This is a genomic window from Pygmaiobacter massiliensis, from assembly GCF_900199435.1.
Classification (GTDB): domain Bacteria; phylum Bacillota; class Clostridia; order Oscillospirales; family Ruminococcaceae; genus Pygmaiobacter; species Pygmaiobacter massiliensis.
In genome coordinates, this window is sequence record NZ_OAML01000003.1 from 463,426 (window position 1) to 489,091 (window position 25,666).

Here is a 25,666-nt window from a genome sequence, read left to right on the forward strand (position 1 = left end):
AGAGCAGGGAAACTGATGAAGGTTTTAATCTTATCTTGTAACACCGGCGAGGGGCACAACACGGCAGCGAAAGCACTGCGCGCTCAGCTTTTAAAAGAGGGCCACCAGGCTGTGCTGGTGGACATGATGCGGCTGAAAAGTGCACGGGTTTCGCGGGTGGTAGGAGACCTTTATATTCATGCTGCAAAATACACGCCGGATTTATTTGGCGCTGCTTACCATCTGGGCGATGCAATCAGCGCCCCTAACCGAAAATCCCCTGTTTATTATGCGAACAGCGGGCTGAAAAAATGCTTGCAAAATTACCTGCAAGGCACGATTGTGACGTTATTGCCACTACCCATTTGTATGGTGCAGAACTGCTGACCTATATGAAAAGGCAAGGGCTGCTGCGCCAAAAAACGGTGGCGATTGCTACCGACTATACGTGTATTCCATTTTGGGAAGAAACGCGCTGCGATGCGTATGTAGTGGGGCATGAAGACCTAATCCCCGAGTTTGTGCAAAAAGGAATTCCACGGGAAAAGTTGTATCCTATTGGGATTCCGGTTGACCCGGCCTATACATCGCCCAAAAGTGCCGCAGCGGCAAAGGCTGCATTAGGATTTTTACCAGCAGACGCGCTTGCGGTAGTGATGGGCGGAAGCATGGCATTTGGAGAAATGCGGCAGTTTGCAAGGCTTGCAGCTGCCGGGTTGCGCGGTACCCAGATAGCCGTACTCTGTGGACGGGATGGGCGTTTGCTGGACCAGATGCGACAGGAAGCGGAGCAAATACCTACGCTGCATCCGGTAGGATACACTTATCAGGTTCCGCTTTACTTGGATGCGGCAGATCTGCTTTTTACCAAGCCGGGCGGGCTTACTTCTACCGAGGCGCTTTGCAAAAGGGTACCAATTATCCATACTGCTCCCATTCCCGGGTGCGAAACGGCCAATTTGCGCTTTTTTTGCAGTCGAGGCCTTTCGCTGACCGGTGCAGATGCAAGCGAGCAGATTGCGGCCGGGCGCAGGCTCCTGCATCAGTGCGACCTGCGTGAGCAGATGAAAGCTGCACAGCAACGTAATGCAAAGCCAAATGCAGCGGCAGCTTGCACCGCTCTGCTCTGCAAGCTGGCAGGGGAGGAGCGAATATGAGCTATCTGCTGTATGCATTGGCGGGGTATCTTTCCGGCAGTGTATTGTACTCGTACGAAATCCCTAAAGTGTTTTGCGGCATCGACATCTGCGCACGGGGAAAAGACCATAACCCAGGAGCCGCAAACGTCTTTCGATATGCAGGGCCATTACCTGGTGCGGTGTGCGTCGCATTGGATTTACTGAAAGGTTTTTTGCCGGTGGCCATTGCCGTCCAGCGCCTGACGCCGGATAGCCCGTGGTTTGGCTTGGTGCTTGCTGCGCCGGTGTTGGGGCACGCATATCCGCTTTATTATGGGTTGCGTGGGGGCGGCAAGGCCATTGCCGTGTCTTTTGGCGCGTTGCTGGGTCTGCTGCCGGAGTTAACCCCGGCTCTTATCCTTGCAATCTATTATTTGTTTTTTTCTTTGGTGGCGGTTATCGATCCGCATTTTTACCGCTCGGTTATCACGTTTACTCTGTTTGGCGCTACGGTTGCGTTATGGCTTGCTACTCCTTCTTACACCATCGGCTGTGTGCTGATTTCGGTGGTTGTGATAAGGCGTCATTTTGCGCGATATGAGGGCGAAAAGCCTTCTGTACATCTTGGCCCACACCATGCAAAACAGCAGGAAAGAGAAAATCACCGCTAGCTGCAAAGCGGCAAGCTGTAAAAGTGCTTTCTTGCTATTATAAAAATAAAAACAAGCCCTCCGTTTTTGCCCAGTCTGAAGGCAAAAACGGAGGGCTTTTATTTTTTGTAATGGCGAGAAACGCTGAAACGCCAAACGGGTATCCGTCAATCGATAAGTTGGATTATCAAAAAGATTTACACCAAAGTGCTACAGCATCTCGCACTTAATGCCTTTTTGCAAAATATTATCGTAATCAATGTAGGCATACAGGTCGGGACCAAGCAGCTCAGAAAAAGAGGCAAGCTCCGATTCGGAAAGATCCTCAATTGCAATACCGCGGTCTTCACAATAAATCACAAGCTGACCCACGGTAGTGTGTGCATCACGAAAGGGCATTCCCTGAGCGACTAAGTAATCGGCAACTTCGGTGGCATTTAAAAAGCCTTTTTTTACGGCGGCTTTCATTTTATCACTGTTTACCGAAAGCGTAGCAATCATTCGCTCCATAATCGTCAAACACGCCTGCACCGTTTGGGCGCTGTCGTAAAAAGCTTCTTTGTCTTCCTGCATGTCTTTGTTATAGGCCAGGGGCAGTCCTTTCATTACGGTTAAAAGAGCAAACAGGTTGCCGTAAACTCTGCCTGTTTTTCCGCGAATCAGTTCGGCACCGTCAGAGTTTTTCTTTTGCGGCATAATGCTTGAGCCGGTGGTATAACGGTCGTCCAGTTCCACAAAGCCAAACTCCTGGCTCGTCCAAAGCACCAGCTCTTCGGCCAGGCGCGAAAGATGCATCATTAAAATCGAAAAATCCGACATTGCCTCCAAGCAAAAGTCCCGGTCCGAGACACCGTCTAAAAAATTGTCGTAAGGTTTGGCAAAGCCGAGCAATGTGGTGGTAATTTGTCGATTAATTGCATGGGTGGTACCTGCCAGTGCACCGCACCCAAGCGGGTTCTCGTCCATCACCACAAGCGCGTTTTGCAGCCGCAGCCCATCGCGTGTCAGCATACCGTGATAGGCCATCAGGTGCGCCTTAAACGTAATCACCTGCGCGCGCTGCAAATGGGTGTACCCAGGCATGATGCAGGGGTGCTTTTCGGCCACGGCTTTTAGAGTGGTCTTTAGCTGTTCGGCCAGTGCCAGTGTTTTTGTTACCTGCTGGCGCACATACAGCTTCATATCCAGATTGCACTGATCGTTGCGGCTGCGGGCAGTGTGCAGCTTTTTGCCTACCTCGCCCACCCGCGCGGTTAATTGCAGTTCTACAAAGGTATGGATATCTTCGTAATCGCCCTCTAATGCTAGCTCGCCGGACTGGATTTCAGCCAAAAGAGCTTCGAGTGCTTTGATAAGCACAGCGCCCTCTTCTTGCGTTAGTAACCCAACCTGCGTTTGCATGGCAACATGGGCAATACTGCCCAGAATATCTGCCTCATAAAGCCATTTCGTTTGCTCGAAATTATTATTAAACTGCGCCATCAGGTCATCTTCTTGCTTACGAAAACGCCCGCCCCACAGTTTTGCTTTATCTTGCCCTTCCATTTTCTGCCTCCTTTTAACAATAGATTGATACGTATAATTATACATATGATGTTTCAAAAAGCAAGAAAATTATGAATAATATTGCAATTTTTGAAAAGCAGCTATTATTGGAGAAAACCTTCAGGAAACTATAAATATTGTTATTTTAAACTTGAAGTAAAACAAGAAATGAGGCATTTTAAGCTTGCGAATTGATAAATCAAATGCATAAAAATTCTTGTTGAAAAGCACCACGAAGCTTTACAGTAAATAAAAACGAATCTGTTCTCTTATTTTAGTTCGCTGCAAATTTGCCGGTATAACGGGGCATAAGTGCTTCCGCGGTTCCAAACAAAAGAAAAGTCGTGAGAAAAGTTGCAGTCACGCAAAGGAATCTCAACGAGCTCTCCACTTTGCAATTGCTGTTTTGCAGCAACCCGGTATAAAAAAGCGATGCCGATGTCTGTTTTTACCAGCTCTACCAGAGCGTGCAGACTGCCGATTTCGGTGACACGCGCAAAGTCTTTAAGCTGAATATTATGCGCATCGAGGTTCTTTTTCAAAATTTCATGGGCACCACTACCTGGGTCATGAATAAGAATATGCTCTTTGAGCAAGTCTTGAATAGAGTGCGGAGGGGTGGCAAATTGGTGGCGTGGGTTGCAGATGGCAACCAGCGGCTCGGTGCGGTAGGGAATCGCATCGAACAGCTCTGCATCATGAAAACCCTCAAGCAGTGCAAAATGAATTTCGCCTGTGCGCAGTTTTGACATCAAATCTTGTGTATTGCCAAGAATCATTCGCATTTCGGCGTCTGGGTGGCTTTTTAAAAATTGTGCAAGCTGAGGTGCGAGGGTATACCCGGCAATGGTCATAGTTGCGCCAAAATAAAGCGTTGTATGCTGCTGGGGCAGGGCAACCATCTGCTCTGCTAAGAGCTGCTCATCATTTTTCATTGCGGTGGCCCTTACCATCAGTAGCCTCCCGGCAGCTGTTAGCGTAAGACTGCGCTTTTCGTACCGAAACAGCTTGTTGCCGTAATACTCTTCCAGCGAGCGGATGTGTTGAGAAACTGCGGGCTGTGTAATGTGCAGTTGCTCCGCGGCTTTGGTAAAGCTCATCGTTTTGCAAACTTCGAGAAAGGTATAAATCCGAAAATCTAACATAGGCACACCCCTTTGTCTTTTTCACAACTATAACACATTTTTATAAAAGCATAAATATTTATAATTTTCATTTATTGATTTTTGGTGCTATGATGGCACCGAGAGAGATTTGCATGTCCTGCAAAAACACTTTTTTAGCATTGCACCATTTTTTGCAGAGCCTTGACCGGGAAAGAGAGAAGAAAATATGTCCTACGATTATCTTTTAACCCTTTGCCTTATTTTAGTTTCTACAAAACTGCTTAGCCTACTTACCGGCAAGTTTCAGCTGCCACAGGTGGTAGGGGCACTGCTAGCCGGGCTGTTGCTTGGCCCCGCCTGTTTTGGAGTATTGCAGCCAAGCGATTTTTTAAGTATGCTGGCAGAGCTGGGTGTTATCGTCATTATGTTCAGTGCCGGCATGGGAACCTCTATCAAAGACCTCAAAGAATCCGGAAAAGCGGGTTTTGTGGTAGCTTTGGTGGGCGTAGTGGTACCGCTCGGGCTCGGTGCATTGCTGATGTACTGCTTTGAACCGAGCACATCGGTGCTGACCCATGTGTTTATGGGTGCAGTGCTGACTGCTACATCGGTGAGCATCACGGTGGAAACGCTCAAAGAAATCGGCAAGCTGAATACCAAGGTCGGCAATACAATTCTTGCCGCTGCCCTCATCGACGATATTTTAGGCTTGCTTTGCCTTACCGTTATCACCAGCCTTTCCGGCGCAAAGGTAAGCATTGTGGTGGTGCTGATTAAGGTGCTGCTGTTCTTTATCTTTGTGGCTGCCATGGGCGTTGCAGCAGCCAAGGTGTTTGACTGGTATGCCCGGCGGGTTAACGAACGCGACTTGCACCGTTTCCCGGTTTTGGCATTTGCACTGTGCCTGTTTATGGCGTGGGCGGCCGAAAGTGTTTTTGGGGTGGCGGATATCATCGGCGCATTTGCCGCCGGTGTCGTCATCGCTTCCACCTCTAAAGGCAGCTATATCGCCAGCAAATTCAACCCGCTTTCCTACCTTTTTCTTACCCCAATCTTTTTTGCGAACATCGGCCTTAAAGTGACGTTGCCTGCCTTAACCCCGCGCCTGATTTTATTTACCCTGCTGTTGGTGCTGGTAAGCGTGGTATCAAAACTCATTGGCTGCGGCCTTGGCGCAAGAGCCTGCGGGTTTACGAACCGGCAGTCGGTACAGATAGGTATGGGGATGGTTTGCCGCGGCGAAGTGGCGTTGATTGTAGCCAACAAAGGCATGGCACTGAATATGCTGCAACCAGAATATTTCGGCTCGCTGATTATTATGGTTATCTTCTGCGCGATGGTTACGCCTGTGCTTCTTAAGCTTGTCTTTAAAGGCGAGAAAAAATACGAAGGCTTACAGGGCAGCAGGCTGGTGGACAATTACGAGCTGGGTGATCAGGTGGAGATTGTCACCGAACAGCTGCTGCGCAAAAACGAGCAAAGCATGAAAAAGTAATTATAGAAATTTGCTTTTTCTGAATTTTCCGGTATCATAAAAGCAAAGCGGTACTGCACAGAGTTTTCTGCGCGGGAAAGGAGAAAAATTGTGATGCAATGCCCATATTGCCACGGCAAGATGCAAAAAGGCATTATTGACAGCAGAGGCCGTGTCTTAAGATGGTTTTCTGATGAACAGTTGGAACGCGGCTTTCTGGAAGCATTTAAGGGCAAAAAGCTTTGCGGAATGACGAGCGAGCTGAAAGCTTACTATTGCCCGGACTGTGAAAAGATGATAATCGACACCACGGACACCGAGCCTGATTGAGAGAAAAAGCATAAAGTTTACACCGCAGCCAAGCAAAGGTTGCGGTGTTTTTATTGGGCAACAGCAAAATGCCCGGTGCACTTTGCAGGCACAAGGCGTTTTGCTGTTTGGGGGTTGCCAAAAGGAGGTTAGCAGAGAGGATAGATTCTGCCCGTAATAGAGTCCGCAGTGACCTCGATAGCAGAGAGGTCTTTATTGCAGGCTGCAGTAAAGTTGCCGTGGCAAATCTTCGCTTTGCCGGTGACGACAACGCTGAGTACGCCGTTTTCGGTCATCCAGTCAAACTCAAGGCAAACTTTGCTGTTCTGCGTGATGCACTGCATTTTGCGCCCGCCTGCACGAGAGTAAAGGCAGAACATAATGCTGTTGCCGCGCACTTTCATGCGGAAGGCCATCGGCACGGCATAGGGCTGCCCGTTTTCAGCAACGCAAAGCCGCGCAATAGGGGTGACCGCAAGCATTTCGAAAATCTGCGTTTTGGTCATTTCTGTATAAGTGCTGATATTGATGGGGATGCTCATCGGGTCGCCGCCGGTGCAAGTACACCCGCCGCCACCGCCAGTAAGCACATTAAGCATTTGATATACAACTTTGCAAGCGACTTCGTAAGCCATATGACGATACTCTTCATACATAGCGGGCGCATCGGCATCACCAAAGTTAGAAACGCCTTTAACGTAGACGTAGGGAATCGAGTTAATAAAAGCAAATTCGCCAAGGGCACCGGTTTCGGTATCCACCGTGTCAAAGCCGAACTCCTGACTCAGCCCATAAAATTCGTCGCCGTCGGCGAGAAAACGGTCGGCAGAGCCAAAGTTGGAAACGATGAACGGAATTTCTAGCGCGGTGGCTTGCTCTTGTGCCAGCGCAACCAGCGCTTCGTCTGCTGGGTACTGCGGCTGCGAAAGTCCAACCACCAGCGAAGGCTGATAGCCGATAGCAGAGTAATCCACATCATACTGCCGGCTGGTTTCGGCGATGGCGACATCGCCCGGGTTTGCACCACGGCTGCGCAGGCATCCGCAGTCGCCCACGCCGATGATGTGATCCAGCTTATAAAGGTAATGTGCCAGTGCGGCTGCCGCACCAATATTGACCTTGCAATAGCCAGAATCTGCAATTACAAATTTGGTATTGTTGAGAACTGCGACGTAAAGAACCATCTCACCGAATTGCTTTTTTTCAATCAGTTTTACTTTATTCAGTAAATAGGTGATCTCGTTTGCGTCCTCTGAAAAAACGCCGATCATGAAAAAACACCTCTCTTATCAGTTTGCGTTCTATCCGGAAAGAGCCGCATTAGGGCAAACGCTATTCCGGCTGCTGCGCCAGTCTATGACAAAATTTCGCCGCAGGTGCAAAAAAGGCCAAAAAAACACCGTGGCTGGGGTACAGCACACGGCGTAAAGGTGTTTTTTACCACCGATGGTAATTTAAGCGCCCATCAGTGTGTTCAGGTCTGCCAACAAAGCAGCAGTGTTTTCTGCCGGGGTTGCCCAGCTGCATACAAAGCGCACAGCTTCGCGCTCACTGTCCACGTCTTCCCATTGCTCAAAGACATAGTGCTCTGCCAATTTGGCAGTAACGGTTTTGGGCAAAACAGGGAAAAGCTGGTTCGTCGGAGAATCCACCAGCATCGGCACACCGAGAGCGGCAAAGCCACGGCGCAGCTCATCGGCACGGTCGTTTGCATTTTTGGCAAGTGCAAAATAAAGGCCATCTTTTAGCACCGTTTCAAATTGAATGCCCAGCAAAAACCCTTTGGCCAGCATGGCGCCCCGCTGTTTTTCCAGGTAGCGGAAATCGGCTTTCAGTGCATCGTTCAAAATAACCAGTGCTTCGCCCATCAGCAGGCCGTTTTTCGTGCCGCCAATATAGAAGGCATCGGCCACAGCTGCAATGTCGGCAAGGGTAACATCGCAGGCAGAGCAGGTAAGCCCCGCCGCGAGGCGTGCGCCGTCCAAATAAAGATAAAGGCCAAGCTCGTCGCATACCTTGCGCATCTCAGTCAGCTCTGCTTTGGAATAGATGGTACCGAACTCGCTGGGGCTGGAGAGAAAAACGAGTTTTGGCTGCACCATATGTTCGTTCGGGTGACCCGCCACAACCTGGCGCACCAGCTCTGGCGTCAGCTTACCGTTAACACCCGGCACGGTGCATATCTTGTGCCCGGTTGCCTCTACACTGCCGGTTTCATGGGTGGCAATATGTCCGCAGTCTGCTGCAATCGCTGCCTGATGAGGGCGCAGAAAAGCAGCGATAGAAATAAAGTTTACTTGTGTGCCGCCCACGAGGAAATGCACGTCCGCATTTGGCGCGGCGCAAAGGGTGCGAATCATATCTGCTGCGGCCTCACAGTGTGCGTCCAGCCCGTAGCCCGGGTTTTGCAGCAGGTTTTCTTTGCCCAGTGCTTCTAAAATTTGGGGGCAGGCGCCCTCGCTGTAATCATTTGCAAAACTGATCATATTGCAGTCCACCTTTCGGTATGTAATGGTTGATGCCAGAATATAAAATATATTTAAATTTTATTATAGCAACGCAACAAAGCGAATGTAAAGGAAATTGCAAACAAAACTGCGGTGTGGTAAAATGAAAAATATTACAACAATACAAAATGCTGCCCCGTGCCTGTTTGAGAAATGAAACAACACCGGCGGCAGGATGATATAAAGATAGGCTGCGGGGCAATTTGCCGCAAAACGATGCAGCCAGCAGTTTCAGAAAGGGACTTAGTATGAAATATAGCGAACTTTCCGCAAGGGAAGAGATCAAACGCGCCACCGAGGCCATGGGCTTTATCGAGATGACCGAGGTGCAGGAAAAAGCAATTCCGCTGATTCTTGCAGGGCATGACCTGACCGCTAAAGCGCCGACCGGCACCGGCAAAACCTGTGCATTCGGCATTCCGGTGCTCCAGCAGGTAGACCTTGAAAATCCTCATCCCCAGGCATTGGTTCTTTGCCCTACCCGTGAGCTTTGCATCCAGATTAAGGACGAGCTTGTAAACCTTGCTCAATTTTTACCCCAGCTGCGCATTGTTGCCGTTTACGGCGGCCAGCAGATTGCAAAGCAGATTAACGCGCTGAAAGAGGGCGCGCAGGTGATTGTTGCCACCCCCGGCCGTATGCAAGACCATATGGATCACCGCACCGTGGACGTGCGCGGCATTCACACGGTGGTGCTGGACGAAGCAGACGAAATGCTGAATATGGGCTTTTACAAAGACGTCATGAAAATCGTCGATCACCTGCCCGCACGCAAGCACCTGCATATGTTCTCGGCCACCATTTCGCGCGAGGTTATGGACATCAGCTGGAAGTACCAGAAAGATCCGCAGGAAATTAATATTGAGCCGGTACAGGAAAGCCAGCCCAAAATTGAGCAGTACAGCCTGCTGACCACCGGACGCAACAAAATTGCAGACCTTACCAGCTTGATGGTGCAAAACGACTATAAAAAAGCGATGATATTTTGCAACACCAAATACGCCACCGAGGCACTTTGCAACCAGCTGCTTGAGCTGAACTTCAAAGCAGAAGCACTCAACGGTGACATGTCGCAAAATGACCGCAACAAAATCATGAACCGTTTTCGCGACGGCGGCATTGATGTGCTGGTTGCCACTGATGTGGCAGCACGCGGCATCGACGTTTCTGACGTGCAGGTGGTGTTTAACTATGATATTCCGCAGAGCAACGAGTACTATCTGCACCGCATCGGCCGCACCGGCCGCGCGCGCAAAGAAGGCGTTAGCTATCTGCTCTATACCAAAGACGACACGACCCGTGTGCGTGAAATGATTAAATATACCCAGAGCGATGTGACCGAGCTGACAGTGGTGTTCGGTAAATATCAGCCCGCCAAGAACAACCCGTGGGCACGCACCGGTTTTGTGACCATGTTTAGCAACTAAACCAAGGAGGCAGGGAAGATGAGCGAATACGGCGAGCGAGCGAAAGCGCTGTTTTGCGAAGGCTACAACTGCTGCCAATCTACCTTTGCCGCTTTTTGCCCGGCTACCGGTTTACCTCAAGAAACTGCACTGCGCCTTGCCTCCGGGCTAGGTGCAGGCTATGGCCGCCAGCGAGAAATCTGCGGTGCAGTGAGCGGAATGTGCATGGCCGCAGGGCTGCTGTTTGGTTACAGCGACCCGGCAGCAGACGAAGCAAAGACAGCAACCTATGAGCTGACCCGGAAGCTGTGCGCAGCGTTTCGGACACAGCACGGCAGCTTGCTTTGCCGTGATCTGCTGGGGCTTGACGGTGTGGAAGAATCTGCGGTTGCGTCTGCCCGCACTGCACAGTATTATGCAGAGCGTCCCTGTGCGGAGCTTTGCCGGTTTGCTGCGGAGCTGCTTGCCGAAGAGATGGCAAAACGAGGCGTTGAAGCGAAGCGATAGGTCCGCGCTATCCGCACATGCGGCCTGTGCGTCGAAAAAACATCATGAAAAACCAAAAGTCTTGGACTCCATAAAGGAGCTCAAGACTTTTTTATGCGCACTTTTGGGGAGATGATAAAATGCAACGCAGCGGCAAAAGGCTAGAAAGGCGCCTCGCCAGAAAGCTGCTGCGCTACCACAGATTGCGATATCTCCATTGCACGCAAAATCGGTTCAAACCGGGCAAATTGTTTTGTGCCCGTTTCATACTTGCTTTGTGCCTTGGAGGTTTTATGGAGAATGGATGCTATGGGCGGCAATGCTTTGCGCAAATCTGCTTCGGAATAGCGCGATGCATCTTCGCCGGATAAAAGCGTTTTTGCGATGCAAAGCGCACTGATACGGTTTTTCAGCAAAGAATGCTGTGAGCTGCCCACAGCAAATTTTGACTGCATTGCCTGACATTTGATGATGGTGGAAGAGAGAAAGGTAAGCGTTTTCTCCCGTTCGGTTTGATTGAACTGATTCATGAAAATCTCCTTTATCCTAACGATACTGATTTGTGGATTTGTATTGGCCTGAACAATCGGAAGAGGGTGGCGGCTTGAACCGCGGTTTGCTTGGGTTCGAGTTTTTCTAAGTTTTAAATCAATGCGATTTTTATAAACCAGACCACTTGGCCTGAAAAAGGCGAAAAACAAAACGCGTCCAAGCTTTGGGCGCGTTTTGTTTTATATGTAATTGTTTTATTACTGCGCAACAGCGACAGCTTTTTTGCGGCGGCCCCGCTTTGGTGTGGCCATTTCTGCATTTTCAGGTGTGGCAGCTTGGGCTGTTGCAGCAACCTCTTTGGCCTTGGCAGCAGGTTTTGCTTTTGCAGACGATTTGGTCTGTTTTTCAGCAACTTCGCCAGCAGCTTTTGCGGCAGAGGCTTTTTTAGCCGCTGTTTTTTTGGTTGCGGGCTTTGCTGCGGTGCGCGCTGTTTTTATTTCAGCAAAGGTCCATTTCTGGTTGTCACCATCCACGTCTTCCCAAATTTGCAGACGGCTGCCGTTTTCGCCGCTGATACCGGCGATATCAAGGCACTTGCCGGAAAGTTGGGATTTGATTTTGTAATAGCCCTCTTCATCTGCTTCCAGCAGCCAAAGCTGGTTTGCGGCACCCTTATAGTCCCACTGGTGGAGATAGGCACCATCCTGCGCACTGCCGAGAATAACATCCAGTGCTTTGTCGGAGTGGCGGTTGAGCAGACAGTAGCTGCCCGGCTCGGCTTCTAAAATGCGCCACTGCTGGTTTTCGGCATCAGCGTCTTCCCAAATCTGCACAGCGCCGCCATTTTCGATGGATGCATCGCTGATTTCCAGCACTTTGCCACTTTGTTTTGCAAAAATTTTATAATACTTGCCCGCAGCAAGCTTTGCTTTCGTTGCCCTCGCCATAATAACACTCCTTTAAATACCTTGTATTCCGCTTTATGGGGTATTATACTGAGCTGTCAAAGAAGTGTCAATGTGAAAACCACGTAGTTTGGAGGTCTGCACAAGCTGGAAAAAAGCGCTGACGGGGGTTTGTGTACTGTCACAAATCCTTCGACGATTTCTGCGTTATTTCACAAGGTGTGGGTTGCGGCGTGCGTAATCAAAAATAAACTGCTGCGCAATGCCGGCGTAGGGCTGCGCATAACCCGGCAGCCCTTTGGGGAACAGCGAAGCCATTGCGCGTTTAATCCAGACATCGGCAGGGAACGCTTCTGCCTGACCCAGGCCAAACAGCAACACGCAGTCTGCCACCTTGGGGCCAACGCCATGGATGGTCATCAGCAGGCTTTTGGCTTCGTGGTAGGGCAAAAGCCGCAGCGTTTCTTCGCGAATCTCTCCGGATGCAACGCGCCTTGCTGCATCGAGCAGATAATCCACACGCCAGCCTGCACGCAGCACCGCCATGCTCTCCGGGGTTTGTGCAGCTACTGCCTCGGGCGTGGGGAAGCAGTAGCCACCTTCTGCCAGCGGTTCGCCGCAAAGGGCGCAAAGCCGGTCAACGATGCCTTTGATGCGCGGAATATTATTGTTCTGGCTAATGATGAAAGTGAGCAGCATCTCGAAGAAATCCTGATGCAATACCCGTAAGCCCGGTGCGCTTTCAATGCAGCGGCGCAAGGTGGGGTTGCGGCTCAGCTTGGTGCAGATGGTGGGATAGTCATCATCCAGTGCCAGATAATGTATGTAATAGGGAATCTTTGCTTCTGCTACGGGGAAGAGAGTTAATTTGTCCTCGCCCTGCAACAGGGTAAGTGACCGCCCACGGACAATGCCGGCATAGCTACCGTCGGGCTTTGCGTCCCAGCGAAAGCACTGACCACAGAAAAAAGTTGCCTCGGCGTCAAATCCGCCGGTGCCTTGTATGGTAAGTATATTTTCAGCCCATGCTGTTTGCATATGATATCCTTTCTGCCGATGCGGCTGGTGGGTGTTATTTTATAAATTTTAGTATAACATAGCTGCGCTGTCGGCCAAAGCTGTAAATTGAACCATTTGTAAAGAGATGGTGAAAATTATAGAAAAAACGCGAAAAATTTAAGTAAAAACCGGAACTATTACTACTTGACACTTAAGGTTCAACGGAGGGTTAAGTTGAAAGGTTTTCAACACTCGGTGGAAAACTTTGTGAATTCACAGACCTCACAAAGGGGAAAAAGCGCCAAAACAGTGGGGTTATCAACGTTTTCCACAGAGTTTTCAACAAAGAAATGAAAAACAGACTGAAAAAGTCCAGTTTACAAGACGTATAATTTCCGTTCACAGAGAAAAAATACCTCTAATACCAAAAATATCTTTTGGACTTTGTGCAGAACACCGACGCAGCCAGCCAGTTTATGGAACTGTTTGAACCGCCAACCTTTCGCCTATAATGAAAGAGGTGCGGTTCCGGCGGAGCGCACAACGCACACAGTGAAGACGGAGGGGTAAACGTAACATGAAAGGAATCAACAAACGGATTATTGAGATTGAGGAGCCTGAAAACGAATACATCGAAAAAGTGCAGGTGTTTTTGCGTCAAGACGGCAATGTGCGTCTGGCAAAAAGCAAAGAGGAAGCGCAAAAGTATGCCTCCGGCATTGTCTGCTGGAAGCACAGCGTGCTGCCGCCCCAGTTGCGCAGACCCGCAGTACTGTGGTCGCTTGCGCTTGGCGTGACAGCGCTTGTCGTGCTGGTGGCTTTTTTTCTGTAAAAGCATCAACACTCTCTGGTAAACCGAGCTTGCAGTTGCTATAATAGAATAAATATCGTCATTATTTTACAGGTCGGCGCAAGGGCGTGGCAATGCTGCGCCCAAGGCCGGTTTTATCGGAGGAACCAATGGAACAACTGGAAAGCACAGTCATCTACGGAAAAAATGCAGTAACAGAACTGCTGAAAAACGGCACAGGGGTGGACACTGTCTATCTGTCGGAAGGCATGGCACCCGCACAGGCCGCTTACTATACTGCCCTTGCCAAAGAGGCGGGCGCCGCTGTAAAGCGGGTACATACCGCGAAATTGCGCAGCATGTGCGGCACCGAAAGCCATCAGGGCGTGGCAGCGTTTGCCAGTGCAGTGGAGTATGCTTCGCTGGAGGATATTCTGAACCTCGCAGCCGAGCGCGGCGAACCGCCGTTTATCGTGCTTTGCGATGGCATTGAAGACCCGCACAACCTTGGGGCAATCATCCGCACTGCCTTGCTCGCAGGCGCACACGGTATCGCTATCCCCAAACGCGGCGGCGCACAGGTAACGCCCATCGTCGCCAAAGTATCTGCCGGCGCCAGCATGGAGCTGCCGATTGCCCGCGTGGCAAACATCGGCGAAGCGATTCGCCGCCTGAAAGATAAAAATGTATTTGTATATGCCGCCGATATGGCAGGCGAACCTGCTGCAAAGCAAAACCTCACAGGTTCCATCGGTCTTGTTATGGGCAGCGAGGGCAGCGGTGTTTCTGCGCTGGTCAAAAAGCTGTGCGACGGGCTGGTAAGCCTGCCCATGAGCGCGCACTGCGGCAGTGTGGACAGCCTGAATGTCTCGGTAGCAGCGGGCGTGCTGATGTATGAAATCGTGCGCCAGCGCGAGAACTGAAGCAAAAAAGTGCGCCGGGTTGCGGCGCAGAAAGGCTCTTTTAAGGGCCGGTAACAAACGGACGGCAGAGGGCCGCCTGAAGGAGGCAACGTAATAGTGACCGAAAAAGAACGCGATGCCAACCAAGTGGTGGAGGAAATATTGCGGGAATTGCGCGCGCAGCGCCAAGGCACAGAAATGTCGCCCGGCGACCCGCCTACACCATCTGCAATGAAAGAGCCGGAGCAAAAGGCCGAGCCTGTGCCCGCACCTGCTGCACCAGCCCCGAAAAAGCAAGAAGAAAAAAAATCTGAGCCGGTAGAAAAAATTGCTCCCGCAGTGGAGGAAATTTTCCCCGAGCCGAAACTGCCACGCCCTAAACCGCACAGCAGCGAAGATTTTATTGATGATCAGTTTACCAAGTTCTTCACCCAGTCCTTTAACGATCTGCCCGAGCCGGAACCGGCCCCGACAGAAAAGAAAAAAGGCTTTTTCGCCAGACTTTTTGGTGGGCGTAAAGACCGTGATGAGGACGAATACGAAGAAGACTATGAAGAGTACGACGAGGACGAAGAAGATTACGAAGAGGGCGACGCAGAAACACCCGTAGAGCCGACCCCGGCCCAGCCCGAGAAAAAAGATCTGCCTAAAGACCTTTTTGCGCAAGCGCCTGAGCCCCAGCCTGCCCCAGCGCCGCAGCCCGCGGCGCCGGCCGAGCCAGCACCGCCGACTTCTATTCCCGGCCGAGCCAGCACCGCCGACTTCTATTCCGGAACCGGCAGCACCGCAGCCGCGTACCGAGATTCGATATTTTGATTCGACAACTGCATCGGCAGAGCCAGCCGCCGAACCGGCACAAGTCCAGGAAGCTCCCGAGCCGATACCTGGCAGCCTGTACGACGGCGAAGAGCCGGAAGCAGTGGCAGCCTCCAGCGGTGCTTCTATTTTTACCGATACGGGCTTTGCGCGTGCTGCGCAGCCGACAGGATTTGTGGACGAGCCGGTGCAACCCATTAAAACGGCGACACCTCAGGCCGATATCCGCTCGCCCGAGCAGGAAATTGCGGAGCCCTCTGTATTTGAGGACGACGAGGACGAAGAGGAGCCGCTGAAAGATTACGAAAACCCGGCAGATGCCGAGGCGGTCAGCGCAGACCTGCGCAGCTTGAAGGCAAGCCTTTCGCTGCGGTTTACCGTAACCGGGCTCATTACCGTATTCCTCACTTACATCACCCTGGTCAAATCGTATCCTTCGCTGCCCAACTTGCCGCTGCTGAGCCCGACCACCCAGCCACTGATGTATCTGCTGGTCTGTACGGCCCTCACCGGCATCTGTCTTGCCGTCAACTGGCAAACACTGACGGGCGGTATCCTTTCTATCGTGCGAGAGCCGAACCCGGACATTGCACCTGCATTTGCGGGCATTTTTGCCGCAGTACAGTGCCTCGTCTTTCTTACTGACCCCAAACGTTTTGCCGCAGGCAATTACACGATGTTCTGTGGCGTGGCGGCCTTGACCCTTGCACTCAACCTGCTGGGCAAAAAGCTGACAGCACGTATTGTTCTGGATAACTTTGAAATGGCGAGCAGCGGATTTGAACATTCTGCGGCTTACAGCATCGAAAACGAAGAGTTGCTGAAAAAGGTAACCAACGGCCTGGGCGAAACCGAACCGCATCTGCTGGTTACCCGCCCGACCGCGCTCGTAAAAGGCTTTTTACGCCAGAGTTTTTCTGAGCACCTCAGCGATAAGCTTGCCAAGTGGCTGGGCGTTGCAGCCATTGCGGCCAGTGCTGTTTGTGGTATCGCCGTTTTGGTTATGACCAAAGACGGATTTAGCGCGGTTTCCTGCTTTGCAGGTGCCATCTGCCTCGGCGCACCGTTGGCGTCTACTCTGGTGGGCGCGATTCCCGCTGGGCTGATGCAAAGCAGTGCAGCACGGGTGGGCGCTATCATTCCCGGCCCCTCAGCAGTAGAGGCACTTAAACGCACCAATGTTGTGATGATGAACGGCAAAGACCTGTTCCCAACCGGACATGTTGCGCTGCGCGGCATCAAAACCTTTGAAAAAGAGCGCATCGACCTTGCAATCCTTTATGCGGCAAGCATTTTGGTAGAAGGCTGCGAAACCCTGCGCGATGTCTTTTTGGAAGTCGTGGCCGGCAAGCGTGAAATGCTGTACCAAGTCGAAAACCTGACCTGCGAAACCGGGCGCGGTTTTGTGGGCTGGATTGAAGGCAATCGAGTCATCGTGGGCAACCGCGAGATTATGAAACAGCACGATATCGAGATTCCGTCGATGGATTACGAGCGCAAGTATACCAAAGACGACCGTATGCCCATTTATCTCGCAGTTTCGGGCAAGTTGTTCGGCATGTTCCTTGTCAGCTATCTGCCCGCAGAAGAAGTGCAGGACACCCTTGACGAGCTGCGCCACAGCGGTATTTCTTTGCTGGTACGCTCTACCGACTTCAGCATCAGCAACGAGCTGATTGCACGCTGCTACAATGTGCCTCTCTCGGATGTTAAGGTGCTGACCGAAAGTGAACTGAACGCGCTTTCTCCCAGCCTTGCCTACCTGCCTGCCAGCGAAGGCGTTATGACTCACATCGGTACTTTTGCCTCGTTCATCGGCGGCTTGCAGGCAGCACTTGCAGCCTTTACCGCAGAGCGCACCGCCGCCATCGTGGAGGCAGCTTCGGTAATTCTGGGCATTGTGCTGACCCTCTTGCTGACCTTCACCGCGGGCCTTGGGCGGCTTTCGGTATTTGCAGTATTGCTTTATCAGCTGGCATGGCTGATTTTGACGGTCGCTATTCCGTTACTCAAAAAATATTAAATAAAGTTGATAGCAAAGGCGTTTTCTGCGAAAGCAGAAAGCGCCTTTGTACATCTTGTCCAAGTGTTTTCCCTATAATTTGGAATAAAACTAGCTATATTTTACACAATTTGGCTTTAAAATGCACTTCTGTTGTGGTATCATGTAAGCAACAGCCCGGCAAGAACGCACAGGGCAAAATCGTAGAAACCCCAGTTTTGTCCCGTGCGCTGCCGATTTTGAAAGGGGCATAGAAAAATGAACTACACACAGGAAAACATCCGAAACCTTTTGCTTACGGGCCATGCCGGTACCGGCAAAACGACTCTCGTTGAGTCGCTGCTTTACTATACAAAGGGGACTGACCGCTTTGGTCGCGTGGAAGACGGAAATACCGTGTGCGATTTTGATCCCGAAGAGGTCAAACGCAAAGCTTCACTCTCTCTTGCCATTGCGCCGGTGGAATACAGCGGCACAAAATTAAATCTAATCGATGTACCGGGACTGTTTGACTTTGAGCTGGGTATGCATGAAGGCATCGAAGCCGCTGAGTCGGTCATCATCTGCATCTCTGCACGCGATGGTCTCAAAGTGGGTAGTGTCAAAGCTCACGAGCTGGCAAAAAAACACCATAAAAGCGCGATAATCTACGTTTCCAACGTTGATGTGGAAAACGCGGATTTCTATAAAGTATTTGAAGAGCTGAAAACCGAATTCGGCCCCTCTGTTTGCCCTATTATTGTACCGGTCGAGCAGGCTGGTGGGCGCGTTTATCTAAATCTCGTTCGGATGAAAGCTTATAGCTACGTGGCAGGCGAAGCACGTGAAGTGCCGATGCCGAGCTTTGGCCACCGCTTGGATGGCTTGATTGCCGCAATGAGCGAAGCGGTTGCGGAAACGGATGAAACATTGATGGAGAAATATTTCTCCGGTGAAGCATTTACCCAGGAAGAGCTGCAGCGCGGCATCAAAGCGGGCATTAAATCCGGTGCAATTACGCCAGTGTTCTGCGGCGCAGCCACCAGGCAAGAGTGTACCGACCAGCTGCTGCACTATATGAAGCACCTTATGCCTTCTCCGGCAGAGGCAGGACCTGTCGTCGGTGAAAATGCCGACGGCGAAACGGTGGAGCGTGAGTGCGACTCCACAGGGCCTCTGGCGGCATATGTATTTAAAACGATTGCCGACCCCTTTATCGGCAAGCTGAGTTATGTCAAAGTGCTTTCGGGTGTGCTGAAAGCGGATTCTCCGCTGGTGAACTCCCGCACGGGGGAATCGGAGCGACTGGGCAAGCTGCTCTTCTTAAAAGGCAAGAAGCAGATTGATACTGCGCAGATTCCGGCAGGTGATATTGGCGCGCTGACCAAACTTGCCGAGACCAAAACAGGCGACACTCTTTGCGCACCGGGTAAGGTGTTTAAAGCACCGCGCCCCAATTTCCCAATTCCAACCCTTTCTATGGCCTTAAAAGTAAAACAAAAGGGAGATGAAAGCAAAATTTCGGGCGCACTTTCCCGTTTGATGGAAGAGGATTGCACCCTGCTTTATCGCATGAACACCGAAACGACACAGCAAATCATCAGTGGTCTCGGCGAGCAGCATCTGGACGCTGTGGTCTCAAAACTGAAATCCAAGTTTGGCGTTGAGGTGGAGCTGACCACACCGCGCATTGCTTATCGTGAATCGCTGCGTAAAAAAGTAAAGGCGCAGGGGCGGCATAAAAAGCAATCTGGCGGCCACGGTCAGTTTGGTGATGTGTGGATTGAGTTCGAGCCGACCGATTGCGAATCGCTGGTGTTTGAAGAAAACGTGTTTGGTGGTGCGGTGCCGAAGAATTTCTTCCCCGCAGTAGAAAAAGGTTTACAGGAAGCGGTAAAATACGGCGTGCTGGCAGGCTATCCGTTGGTGGGCTTAAAAGCAACGCTGGTCGACGGTTCCTACCACCCGGTGGATTCTAACGAGCAGTCCTTCAAGATGGCAGCAAAAATCGCTTATAAATCTGCATTGCCACAAGCCGGCCCTGTTTTGCTGGAGCCGATTGGCACGCTGAAAGCCTATGTGCCTGACAATTGCACCGGCGATGTGATGGGCGAAGCCAATAAACGCCGCGGGCGCGTGCTGGGCATGAGCAGGGCAGAGGATGGCTTGCAGCTGGTAGAGGCAGAGATGCCTGTGGCAGAGATGCATGACTTTACGACCTATCTGCGTAGCCTTACTCAGGGGCGTGGCTATTTTACCTTTGATTTTGCGCGGTATGAGCCTTTGCCCGCAAACCTCGAGAGCAAAGTGATAGAAGAAGCCAAAAAATTCATGGTAAGAGGCGCGGAAGAAGAATAAATTTGCCCGACAATGTGAATCATGACCGGGTCCGCTTATTACTTGAGGTCCCGAAATTTAAAACATGGCGCTGCAGTGCAGCGCCGTGTTTTCTTGTGAGTGCAGTCCAAGATAAAAAATCGGAAAAAATAAGTATTTTTTTTGCTAAAAATGCATACAAATAATTGACAAATCACAGAAACTCACAGCAAATTGTATGATGTATTCCCTTTTTTGTCTTGACAGTCTGGGACAACTAATATATAATACATCATACTGTTGAAAAAACAGGTACGCCTGTTAAGAAAACACTGGTTTCAGTGTTAGAAAACTTCTTAGAATAAAAACCCGGCCGTGCCTCAGCTGGCTGTACGGTGGGAAAAAAAGGAGAGCAGCGATTTTGGCTACGAAAGAACTGGTTATCACCCCGGAGGGCTTGAAAGCTCTGGAGGATGAACTCGAACAACTCAAAACCGTCAAACGCCGTGAGGTGGCAGAAAAGATTAAAATTGCCCGCGGTTTTGGCGACCTTTCAGAAAATAGTGAATACGATGAAGCGAAAAACGAGCAGGGCCTTGTAGAAACCCGCATCGTTTATCTTGAAAAAATGCTCAAGAATGTCCGCGTTTTGGACGAGAGCGAACTTAGCACCGATGCTGTCATGGTTGGCAGCCGCGTTGTGGTGAAAGACGAAGACGATGAGGAAGAAGAGTACACCATCGTTGGCTCTACCGAGGCAAACCCTGCTGAGGGCAAAATTTCGGACGAGAGCGCAGTTGGCAAGGCTTTGATGGGCCATAAAGCCGGTGACGTCGTCAATGTCACTGTGCCCAGCGGAGCAGTGATCCACTACGAAATTCTTGAAATTAAAGCGTAAGTTTTAAGGCAAAGCTTTTAAAAGGGCGGCAAAACGGGCAAAAACCCCGGGTTGTCGCCTTTGTTTTTGTGGGTTTGTCCCTTTTTGGTGTAAACTTCTGCCAAAGCCGTTGCAAACCCTGCCGCAAATGCGGTACAATAAAATGATTCCAAAAATAAAAGCGCATTTTTTGCGCAAATGAATACGATGGAGGCAGAAAATGGAAAACGAAATCCGCAACGAAGTAGTGAACGAAATAAAAGAAAAGGCTGCCGAAGTGAAACAGAAGGTACAACAGGCAGGAGAAGAGCTTTCTGCTGCTGCATACAGTGAACTTCTTCAGATTCGCCGCGACAAGCTGACCGCTTTGCAGGAAGCTGGCCGCGACCCGTTTTGCAAAACGAAATATCCGGTAGATGCATACGCTGCGGAAGTTCGTGAAAACTTCACCGAGGTAGCAGAGGGCGAGCAGGGCCGTATCGTTTCACTTGCAGGCCGACTGATGAGCAAACGCATCATGGGCAAGGCAAGCTTTGCTGAGCTGCGCGACAACAGCGGTGATATCCAGATTTATATCCGCCGTGATGTGATTGGCGACGATGAGTATGCACTGTACAAAAAGTACGATATAGGCGACATTGTCGGCATCAAGGGCGAGGTCTTCCGCACCCACATGGGCGAAATCTCGGTCAAGGTCAGCGAAATCGAGCTGCTTTCGAAATCGCTGCTGCCGCTGCCGGAAAAATTCCACGGCCTTACTGATACCGAGGCACGTTATCGTCAGCGTTATGTTGACCTTATCGTCAACCCGGAGGTCAAAGAGGTCTTCGTAAAACGCAGCAAAATCATGAAAGAAATTCGCGAGTATCTTGATGACAAGGGCTTCCTTGAAGTAGATACCCCGATTTTGACCCCGTTTGAGATTGGCGCTTCGGCACGTCCGTTCACCACGCACCACAACACGCTAGATATGGATATGACCCTGCGTATCGAAACCGAGCTTTACCTCAAACGCCTTATCGTTGGCGGTTTTGACCGTGTGTATGAGGTTGGCCGTATTTTCCGTAACGAGGGCATGGACCCGAAACACAATCCAGAATTCACCAGCATTGAGCTATATCAGGCTTTCACCGATTACTACGGCATGATGGACCTTGTAGAGGAGCTGTATAAGCGCCTTGCAACCAATGTTTGCGGCAGCCTGACCATCCCGTATCAGGGCAACCAGATTGATCTCAGCCACTGGGAGCGCTTGACCATGGTAGAAGCAGTTAAGAAATATTCCGGTGTGGATTACTACGACTGGAAGAACGACGAAGATGCAATTGCCGCAGCAAAAGAGCATCACGTAGAGCTGCCTGAAGTGCCCACCCGCGGTGCAATTTTGGCAGAGTTCTTCGATGCATTTGTTGAGGATAAGCTGATTCAGCCGACCTTTATTTATGACTACCCGGTCGAGATTAGTCCGCTGGCCAAACGCAAACCTGAAGAGCCTGCGTTTACCGAGCGCTTTGAGTATTTCATCAATGCTACCGAGTTTGGCAACGCATTTAGCGAGCTGAATGACCCCATTGATCAGAAAGCACGTTTTGAGCGCCAGGTACGTGAGCGCAAAGAACTCGACCCCAGCTGCAAAGCACAGGTAGACTACGATTATGTCACCGCGCTCGAGTATGGCCTTGCGCCCACCGGCGGCCTTGGCTTTGGCGTAGACCGCCTGGTTATGCTGCTTACCGATTCGGCATCCATCCGCGATGTTCTACTCTTCCCGACCATGAAGCCGATCGGACAGTAAAACATTAAAACAGAGAAAAATTTTGCGATGTGGCGGCAGCTCCCGGGCGCTGCAAGAGGTTTTATAATTTAAATTTAGAGAAGGCTTGTACTTTAGTTGCAAAAGCGACAAAGGGCAAGTCTTTTCTATTATATTGGTCATTTAGAAAGCATCTTTTGGCTTTTATGTTGAAATATTTTTAGTAGTCCTTTAATTATCCGCCCTGACGCCGCAGGGGTAGAGTGAATAGAATTTAAAATATAAAGTGAAGAAAAATGAATGTAATGAAATTTGCAATATGTGATGATTCACCACAACAATTAATTGCTCTGGAAAAAATCTTAAAAGAATACCTCGCACAGCACGATATCATTTTTCAAATAGACACGTTTGATAATCCAAATGCACTGCTGGAATGCCACCCTCAAGACTATGATGCAGCAATTTTGGATGTTTATATGCCAGATAAAAATGGCATCGAGGTGGGCAAACAAATTCGTAAAGAGAATCCTTCCATTATTTTAATTTATATCTCAGAACGCCTGGAATTTGCACCGCAAGGGTATGAGGTATCGGCGTTTCGGTATTTAATGAAAGATTCTCTCGAAAAAAGCTTTGCTCCCTGTATGGACGCAGTGCTGAAAATGCTCCATAAAAAAAGTGCTGCATATCCGATAAAGACAGATATGGGCCTTTATTGGATCTCACCCGAACACATTATTTATGTGGAAAGTAATAAGCGCGTAGTAACATTTTATGTGCAGGACGAGGAGCGGGAGTATTACTCTTGCTATGGAAAATTATCTGATGTGGAGGAGAAGCTTTCTCCTGTCGGTTTTCTGCGCATCCATAAAAGCTTTTTGGTAAATATGGAATTCATTCAATATATGAACAACTCCCACGTTACCCTTAAAAACCACATAGAGTTGAGTCTCAGTAAGCAAAACAGCAACGAGCTCCTCCGCACTTATTGTTTATGGCGAGGTAAATTATAATGGCATATTTTGTTTCTCTGGTTCTTACAATTAGCCAAATGTGTTCGTTGGTACTTATCTGCATGGCGTTTTTTCAGTTTAAAAAGCCAATTAAGCACTGTCTCATTGCGTTTGGCTTATTGGTCATGAGTACTTTATTTATCTCTTATATGCCAGTGTTAAGGGACTTCCCTTTTAAAATAATCGCAGGTCTTGCGTGTTTGATTGCATTTGCACAATTCGCCTTTAAGGGGAATCTACGCATCAAGGCACTCTGCGTATTATTTGCATATGCATGTGCATTTGCGCTAGAAACTGCTACGGTATTTTTATTCATCTACATGTTGAAAATTCCGATGCAGGTATTACAAACCCAAGTGGCACCTTTTCTCATTACTGCAGCAACTTCTAACCTGTTGATGCTCTCACTCTCTTTTTTTCTGTATCGGTTCAGAAAAGCAAAAAAACAATGGGTGCGTATTTCGTTTTCATCCTCTCTAATTACCTGCATTTTCCCTGTTCTTTCGCTTTTAACTCTCGTTATACTGCTACAAGTTGCTCTTACAGCCACCACAGTTTCTTCTTTAATTATTGTGGATGTAGCGGGGATTTTAGTAGCGAATATTGTTCTGTTCTTCCTTTTAAGCCGCTTGGTAAAAGAAGAGCAAGCAAAAACAGAAAACATTATTCTCCAGCACCAGGTGGCTTCGCAGATGCAGACCGTTAATGTCTTGCTCGAATCTCAGACACATCAGGGGAAAATCACTCATGATTTTAAACATCATTGGAATGTGGTTTCTACACTGCTGCACCAAAAACAAACACAGGAAGCGATCAAATACATAGATGTAGTGGCAAATACACCGCTGCTCAAGACAGATGTTGTAAGTTGTGGTAACCCAATTATAGACGCTGTGTTGAACCAAAAATATACGGTGGCCAAAAATCAAAATATTGAAATGACTTTTGTTTTGAATAACCTGGCTGCATTTCCGTTTTCCTCTGAAGAAATTGTTGTAATCCTTGCAAATCTTTTGGATAATGCAATTGAAGCTTGCTGTAAGTTGAAAGGGCAACGCGAAATTCACGTTAAAATGCTGTGTGAAGAAACACAGACAGTTTTGTCAGTGCGTAACACTACCGATGAAAAGCTGTCGCTTTCCGGGGAAATACCAGCTACAACCAAAGAATCTCCATGGCTGCACGGGTTTGGCTTACAGAATGTGTATACGATTTTATCCCGTTACAACTCGGTTCCTGCAGTAGAGGCACATGACGGCTGGTTCCAATTTTCGACCGTCGTATTTTGACGAATTTTGGGAACAAAAATTAAATATTTCGGTACTATTTTCTTGAATTCATAAAACTAAGTGCTATTGTTGAGATAACAGGAAGGGTGAGGATTGCCTGCCAGTTATCAACATCATAGCACTTTTTGTACAAGCATATTACCTCATACTTAAAGTATGGGTACTATGCTTGTATTTGTAAAACGAACATTCTTGTTGATTCGATTTTTTGCGTTTTAAGCTGATCGGTTTAAGGTATACTGTTGGTCGTAATTTATTGAGGCAGCGTGTAGATGGCATTGCCACCTACTCCGCCGCGCTGTTTCTTGAAAAACTCAGTAGTCCTTATCGCGTAGCTCATTTGGTGTGGCGTACGATTGAAATTGTGCAAAACTGCGAGTCAATTAGAATGGATGGAAAATGGCGCAGATGTTGATGCACAAGGCTTTCAGAATGACAAACCTGTTGCATAACCCAAGAAGTATCATCCGCACCTTATATTTGTTTTATCATATTTTTGCACCACCTACCTTGTACTTCTGGGAATAAAAAGAAAGGAGCGACGGAGATACAAAAGCTTGCAACAACCTGTCATGGGTACCGCTTTATAGGGCAATCTGTAAAGAGAAAAGTGAAAAATGACGGTGCAGCGATGGCTGCGCCAAACAAAGTGCATTGCTATGGTTGTTAGTGCAACAAAAGGCCGGGGTTTGCTTTTAACCGACTGGAAAGTGAGCTTATAATTTTAGAATGTGCTTATTTGTAGGCTTGAAAGGAAAAAATGCGGCCACTTGCGGGTGTCCGCACCTAGCAGCTGATTTGGACCGATTTCTTTTCGTGAGCCTTGTAAAGCACAAAATCCTCCAATCCATGAAGGTCTTGAATTAAGGTGTATTACCTGTTTGCAAAAGCCCCGCATATGTCTTTATAGGGATGAATGCGGGGCACTTTTGAGGATGTATAGGGCGACA

22 protein-coding genes are annotated in these 25,666 nt (G+C 49.4%); 15 read left to right on the plus strand and 7 right to left on the minus strand.

The features are described 5' to 3' along the window. Nucleotides 1-15: 15 nt before the first annotated feature. Genes C1A11_RS06830 through C1A11_RS06840 form a run of 3 tightly spaced genes read left to right on the plus strand, consistent with a single transcriptional unit; the run spans nucleotide 16 to nucleotide 1,768 of the window. Nucleotides 16-366, plus strand: a complete 351-nt coding sequence (locus tag C1A11_RS06830; RefSeq protein ID WP_102049743.1) for a hypothetical protein — start codon at nucleotides 16-18, stop codon at nucleotides 364-366. Beyond that, nucleotides 291-1,136: an MGDG synthase family glycosyltransferase gene (locus C1A11_RS06835; RefSeq protein WP_102049744.1), complete on the plus strand. Its 846-nt coding sequence runs from the start codon at nucleotides 291-293 to the stop codon at nucleotides 1,134-1,136. The genes C1A11_RS06830 and C1A11_RS06835 overlap by 76 nt, the downstream gene beginning before the upstream one ends. Then, nucleotides 1,133-1,768: a glycerol-3-phosphate acyltransferase gene (locus C1A11_RS06840; RefSeq protein WP_102049745.1), complete on the plus strand. Its 636-nt coding sequence runs from the start codon at nucleotides 1,133-1,135 to the stop codon at nucleotides 1,766-1,768. The genes C1A11_RS06835 and C1A11_RS06840 overlap by 4 nt, the downstream gene beginning before the upstream one ends. Before the next feature lie 189 nt (nucleotides 1,769-1,957). Here C1A11_RS06840 and argH read toward each other — a convergent pair whose 3' ends face one another. Next, nucleotides 1,958-3,292, minus strand: a complete 1,335-nt coding sequence (argH, locus tag C1A11_RS06845) for an argininosuccinate lyase (protein ID WP_102049746.1) — start codon at nucleotides 3,290-3,292, stop codon at nucleotides 1,958-1,960. A gap of 269 nt (nucleotides 3,293-3,561) precedes the next feature. Next, complete coding sequence (locus C1A11_RS06850; RefSeq protein ID WP_102049747.1) at nucleotides 3,562-4,437, minus strand: LysR family transcriptional regulator; 876 nt, start codon at nucleotides 4,435-4,437, stop codon at nucleotides 3,562-3,564. A gap of 187 nt (nucleotides 4,438-4,624) precedes the next feature. Here C1A11_RS06850 and C1A11_RS06855 point away from each other — a divergent pair, with 187 nt between their 5' ends. Beyond that, complete coding sequence (locus C1A11_RS06855; protein WP_102049748.1) at nucleotides 4,625-5,893, plus strand: cation:proton antiporter; 1,269 nt, start codon at nucleotides 4,625-4,627, stop codon at nucleotides 5,891-5,893. A 93-nt stretch (nucleotides 5,894-5,986) separates the two neighbouring features. After that, nucleotides 5,987-6,202, plus strand: a complete 216-nt coding sequence (locus tag C1A11_RS06860) for a PF20097 family protein (protein WP_102049749.1) — start codon at nucleotides 5,987-5,989, stop codon at nucleotides 6,200-6,202. A gap of 128 nt (nucleotides 6,203-6,330) precedes the next feature. On the opposite strand, the gene C1A11_RS06865 is transcribed toward C1A11_RS06860, so the two are convergent. Both C1A11_RS06865 and C1A11_RS06870 read right to left on the minus strand, forming a co-directional pair. Beyond that, the gene (locus C1A11_RS06865) at nucleotides 6,331-7,452 is read right to left on the minus strand and encodes a phosphorylase family protein (RefSeq protein ID WP_102049750.1); all 1,122 of its coding nucleotides are present in this window, start codon (nucleotides 7,450-7,452) and stop codon (nucleotides 6,331-6,333) included. Between the two features lie 183 nt (nucleotides 7,453-7,635). Next, nucleotides 7,636-8,667, minus strand: coding sequence for a threonine aldolase family protein (locus C1A11_RS06870; RefSeq protein ID WP_102049751.1), 1,032 nt, complete (start codon nucleotides 8,665-8,667; stop codon nucleotides 7,636-7,638). Between the two features lie 269 nt (nucleotides 8,668-8,936). Between C1A11_RS06870 and C1A11_RS06875 the strand changes: the two genes are divergently transcribed. Further along, nucleotides 8,937-10,115, plus strand: a complete 1,179-nt coding sequence (locus C1A11_RS06875) for a DEAD/DEAH box helicase (RefSeq protein ID WP_102049752.1) — start codon at nucleotides 8,937-8,939, stop codon at nucleotides 10,113-10,115. A gap of 18 nt (nucleotides 10,116-10,133) precedes the next feature. Continuing rightward, nucleotides 10,134-10,601 (plus strand): C-GCAxxG-C-C family protein, encoded by a 468-nt coding sequence (locus C1A11_RS06880; RefSeq protein ID WP_102049753.1) that lies wholly within the window; start codon nucleotides 10,134-10,136, stop codon nucleotides 10,599-10,601. 140 nt (nucleotides 10,602-10,741) lie between these two features. Here the strand turns inward: C1A11_RS06880 and C1A11_RS06885 are convergent, their stop codons facing one another. From C1A11_RS06885 to C1A11_RS06895, 3 genes are all read right to left on the minus strand, one after another. Further along, a complete protein-coding gene (locus tag C1A11_RS06885) occupies nucleotides 10,742-11,281 on the minus strand; it encodes a hypothetical protein (RefSeq protein ID WP_242965862.1) in 540 nt (179 codons plus the stop codon). A gap of 48 nt (nucleotides 11,282-11,329) precedes the next feature. Beyond that, the gene (locus C1A11_RS06890; protein WP_102049755.1) at nucleotides 11,330-12,019 is read right to left on the minus strand and encodes an RICIN domain-containing protein; all 690 of its coding nucleotides are present in this window, start codon (nucleotides 12,017-12,019) and stop codon (nucleotides 11,330-11,332) included. 165 nt (nucleotides 12,020-12,184) lie between these two features. After that, entirely contained in the window at nucleotides 12,185-13,015 is an 831-nt protein-coding gene (locus tag C1A11_RS06895) for a DNA-3-methyladenine glycosylase family protein (protein WP_102049756.1), read from the minus strand. A gap of 538 nt (nucleotides 13,016-13,553) precedes the next feature. On the opposite strand from C1A11_RS06895, the gene C1A11_RS06900 reads away from it, so the two are divergent. From C1A11_RS06900 to C1A11_RS06940, 8 genes are all read left to right on the plus strand, one after another. After that, entirely contained in the window at nucleotides 13,554-13,808 is a 255-nt protein-coding gene (locus C1A11_RS06900) for a hypothetical protein (protein WP_102049757.1), read from the plus strand. 128 nt (nucleotides 13,809-13,936) lie between these two features. Continuing rightward, nucleotides 13,937-14,689: a 23S rRNA (guanosine(2251)-2'-O)-methyltransferase RlmB gene (gene rlmB, locus C1A11_RS06905; RefSeq protein ID WP_423242022.1), complete on the plus strand. Its 753-nt coding sequence runs from the start codon at nucleotides 13,937-13,939 to the stop codon at nucleotides 14,687-14,689. A gap of 637 nt (nucleotides 14,690-15,326) precedes the next feature. Further along, nucleotides 15,327-17,507: a cation-translocating P-type ATPase gene (locus tag C1A11_RS14000; RefSeq protein WP_145995735.1), complete on the plus strand. Its 2,181-nt coding sequence runs from the start codon at nucleotides 15,327-15,329 to the stop codon at nucleotides 17,505-17,507. 237 nt (nucleotides 17,508-17,744) lie between these two features. Beyond that, on the plus strand, nucleotides 17,745-19,823 hold the full coding sequence (locus C1A11_RS06920; protein ID WP_102049761.1) for an elongation factor G: 2,079 nt from the start codon (nucleotides 17,745-17,747) through the stop codon (nucleotides 19,821-19,823). Nucleotides 19,824-20,202: 379 nt separating this feature from the next. After that, complete coding sequence (gene greA, locus C1A11_RS06925) at nucleotides 20,203-20,679, plus strand: transcription elongation factor GreA (protein ID WP_462687311.1); 477 nt, start codon at nucleotides 20,203-20,205, stop codon at nucleotides 20,677-20,679. Nucleotides 20,680-20,878: 199 nt separating this feature from the next. Beyond that, on the plus strand, nucleotides 20,879-22,453 hold the full coding sequence (gene lysS, locus C1A11_RS06930; protein WP_102049763.1) for a lysine--tRNA ligase: 1,575 nt from the start codon (nucleotides 20,879-20,881) through the stop codon (nucleotides 22,451-22,453). 263 nt (nucleotides 22,454-22,716) lie between these two features. Then, nucleotides 22,717-23,427 (plus strand): LytR/AlgR family response regulator transcription factor, encoded by a 711-nt coding sequence (locus tag C1A11_RS06935; RefSeq protein WP_180950273.1) that lies wholly within the window; start codon nucleotides 22,717-22,719, stop codon nucleotides 23,425-23,427. Beyond that, nucleotides 23,427-24,716, plus strand: coding sequence for a sensor histidine kinase (locus tag C1A11_RS06940; protein ID WP_102049765.1), 1,290 nt, complete (start codon nucleotides 23,427-23,429; stop codon nucleotides 24,714-24,716). The genes C1A11_RS06935 and C1A11_RS06940 overlap by 1 nt, the downstream gene beginning before the upstream one ends. Nucleotides 24,717-25,666: the final 950 nt, after the last annotated feature.

Excerpts from the sequence above, each read along its gene's own strand:
- C1A11_RS06830 (WP_102049743.1), top strand. The coding sequence starts at position 16 with ATGAAGGTTTTAATCTTATCTTGTAACACCGGCGAGGGGCACAACACG.
- C1A11_RS06835 (WP_102049744.1), top strand. The coding sequence starts at position 291 with ATGCTTGCAAAATTACCTGCAAGGCACGATTGTGACGTTATTGCCACT.
- C1A11_RS06840 (WP_102049745.1), top strand. The coding sequence starts at position 1,133 with ATGAGCTATCTGCTGTATGCATTGGCGGGGTATCTTTCCGGCAGTGTA.
- argH (WP_102049746.1), bottom strand. The coding sequence starts at position 3,292 with ATGGAAGGGCAAGATAAAGCAAAACTGTGGGGCGGGCGTTTTCGTAAG.
- C1A11_RS06850 (WP_102049747.1), bottom strand. The coding sequence starts at position 4,437 with ATGTTAGATTTTCGGATTTATACCTTTCTCGAAGTTTGCAAAACGATG.
- C1A11_RS06855 (WP_102049748.1), top strand. The coding sequence starts at position 4,625 with ATGTCCTACGATTATCTTTTAACCCTTTGCCTTATTTTAGTTTCTACA.
- C1A11_RS06860 (WP_102049749.1), top strand. The coding sequence starts at position 5,987 with ATGCAATGCCCATATTGCCACGGCAAGATGCAAAAAGGCATTATTGAC.
- C1A11_RS06865 (WP_102049750.1), bottom strand. The coding sequence starts at position 7,452 with ATGATCGGCGTTTTTTCAGAGGACGCAAACGAGATCACCTATTTACTG.
- C1A11_RS06870 (WP_102049751.1), bottom strand. The coding sequence starts at position 8,667 with ATGATCAGTTTTGCAAATGATTACAGCGAGGGCGCCTGCCCCCAAATT.
- C1A11_RS06875 (WP_102049752.1), top strand. The coding sequence starts at position 8,937 with ATGAAATATAGCGAACTTTCCGCAAGGGAAGAGATCAAACGCGCCACC.
- C1A11_RS06880 (WP_102049753.1), top strand. The coding sequence starts at position 10,134 with ATGAGCGAATACGGCGAGCGAGCGAAAGCGCTGTTTTGCGAAGGCTAC.
- C1A11_RS06890 (WP_102049755.1), bottom strand. The coding sequence starts at position 12,019 with ATGGCGAGGGCAACGAAAGCAAAGCTTGCTGCGGGCAAGTATTATAAA.
- C1A11_RS06895 (WP_102049756.1), bottom strand. The coding sequence starts at position 13,015 with ATGCAAACAGCATGGGCTGAAAATATACTTACCATACAAGGCACCGGC.
- C1A11_RS06900 (WP_102049757.1), top strand. The coding sequence starts at position 13,554 with ATGAAAGGAATCAACAAACGGATTATTGAGATTGAGGAGCCTGAAAAC.
- rlmB (WP_423242022.1), top strand. The coding sequence starts at position 13,937 with ATGGAACAACTGGAAAGCACAGTCATCTACGGAAAAAATGCAGTAACA.
- C1A11_RS06920 (WP_102049761.1), top strand. The coding sequence starts at position 17,745 with ATGAACTACACACAGGAAAACATCCGAAACCTTTTGCTTACGGGCCAT.
- lysS (WP_102049763.1), top strand. The coding sequence starts at position 20,879 with ATGGAAAACGAAATCCGCAACGAAGTAGTGAACGAAATAAAAGAAAAG.
- C1A11_RS06935 (WP_180950273.1), top strand. The coding sequence starts at position 22,717 with ATGAAATTTGCAATATGTGATGATTCACCACAACAATTAATTGCTCTG.
- C1A11_RS06940 (WP_102049765.1), top strand. The coding sequence starts at position 23,427 with ATGGCATATTTTGTTTCTCTGGTTCTTACAATTAGCCAAATGTGTTCG.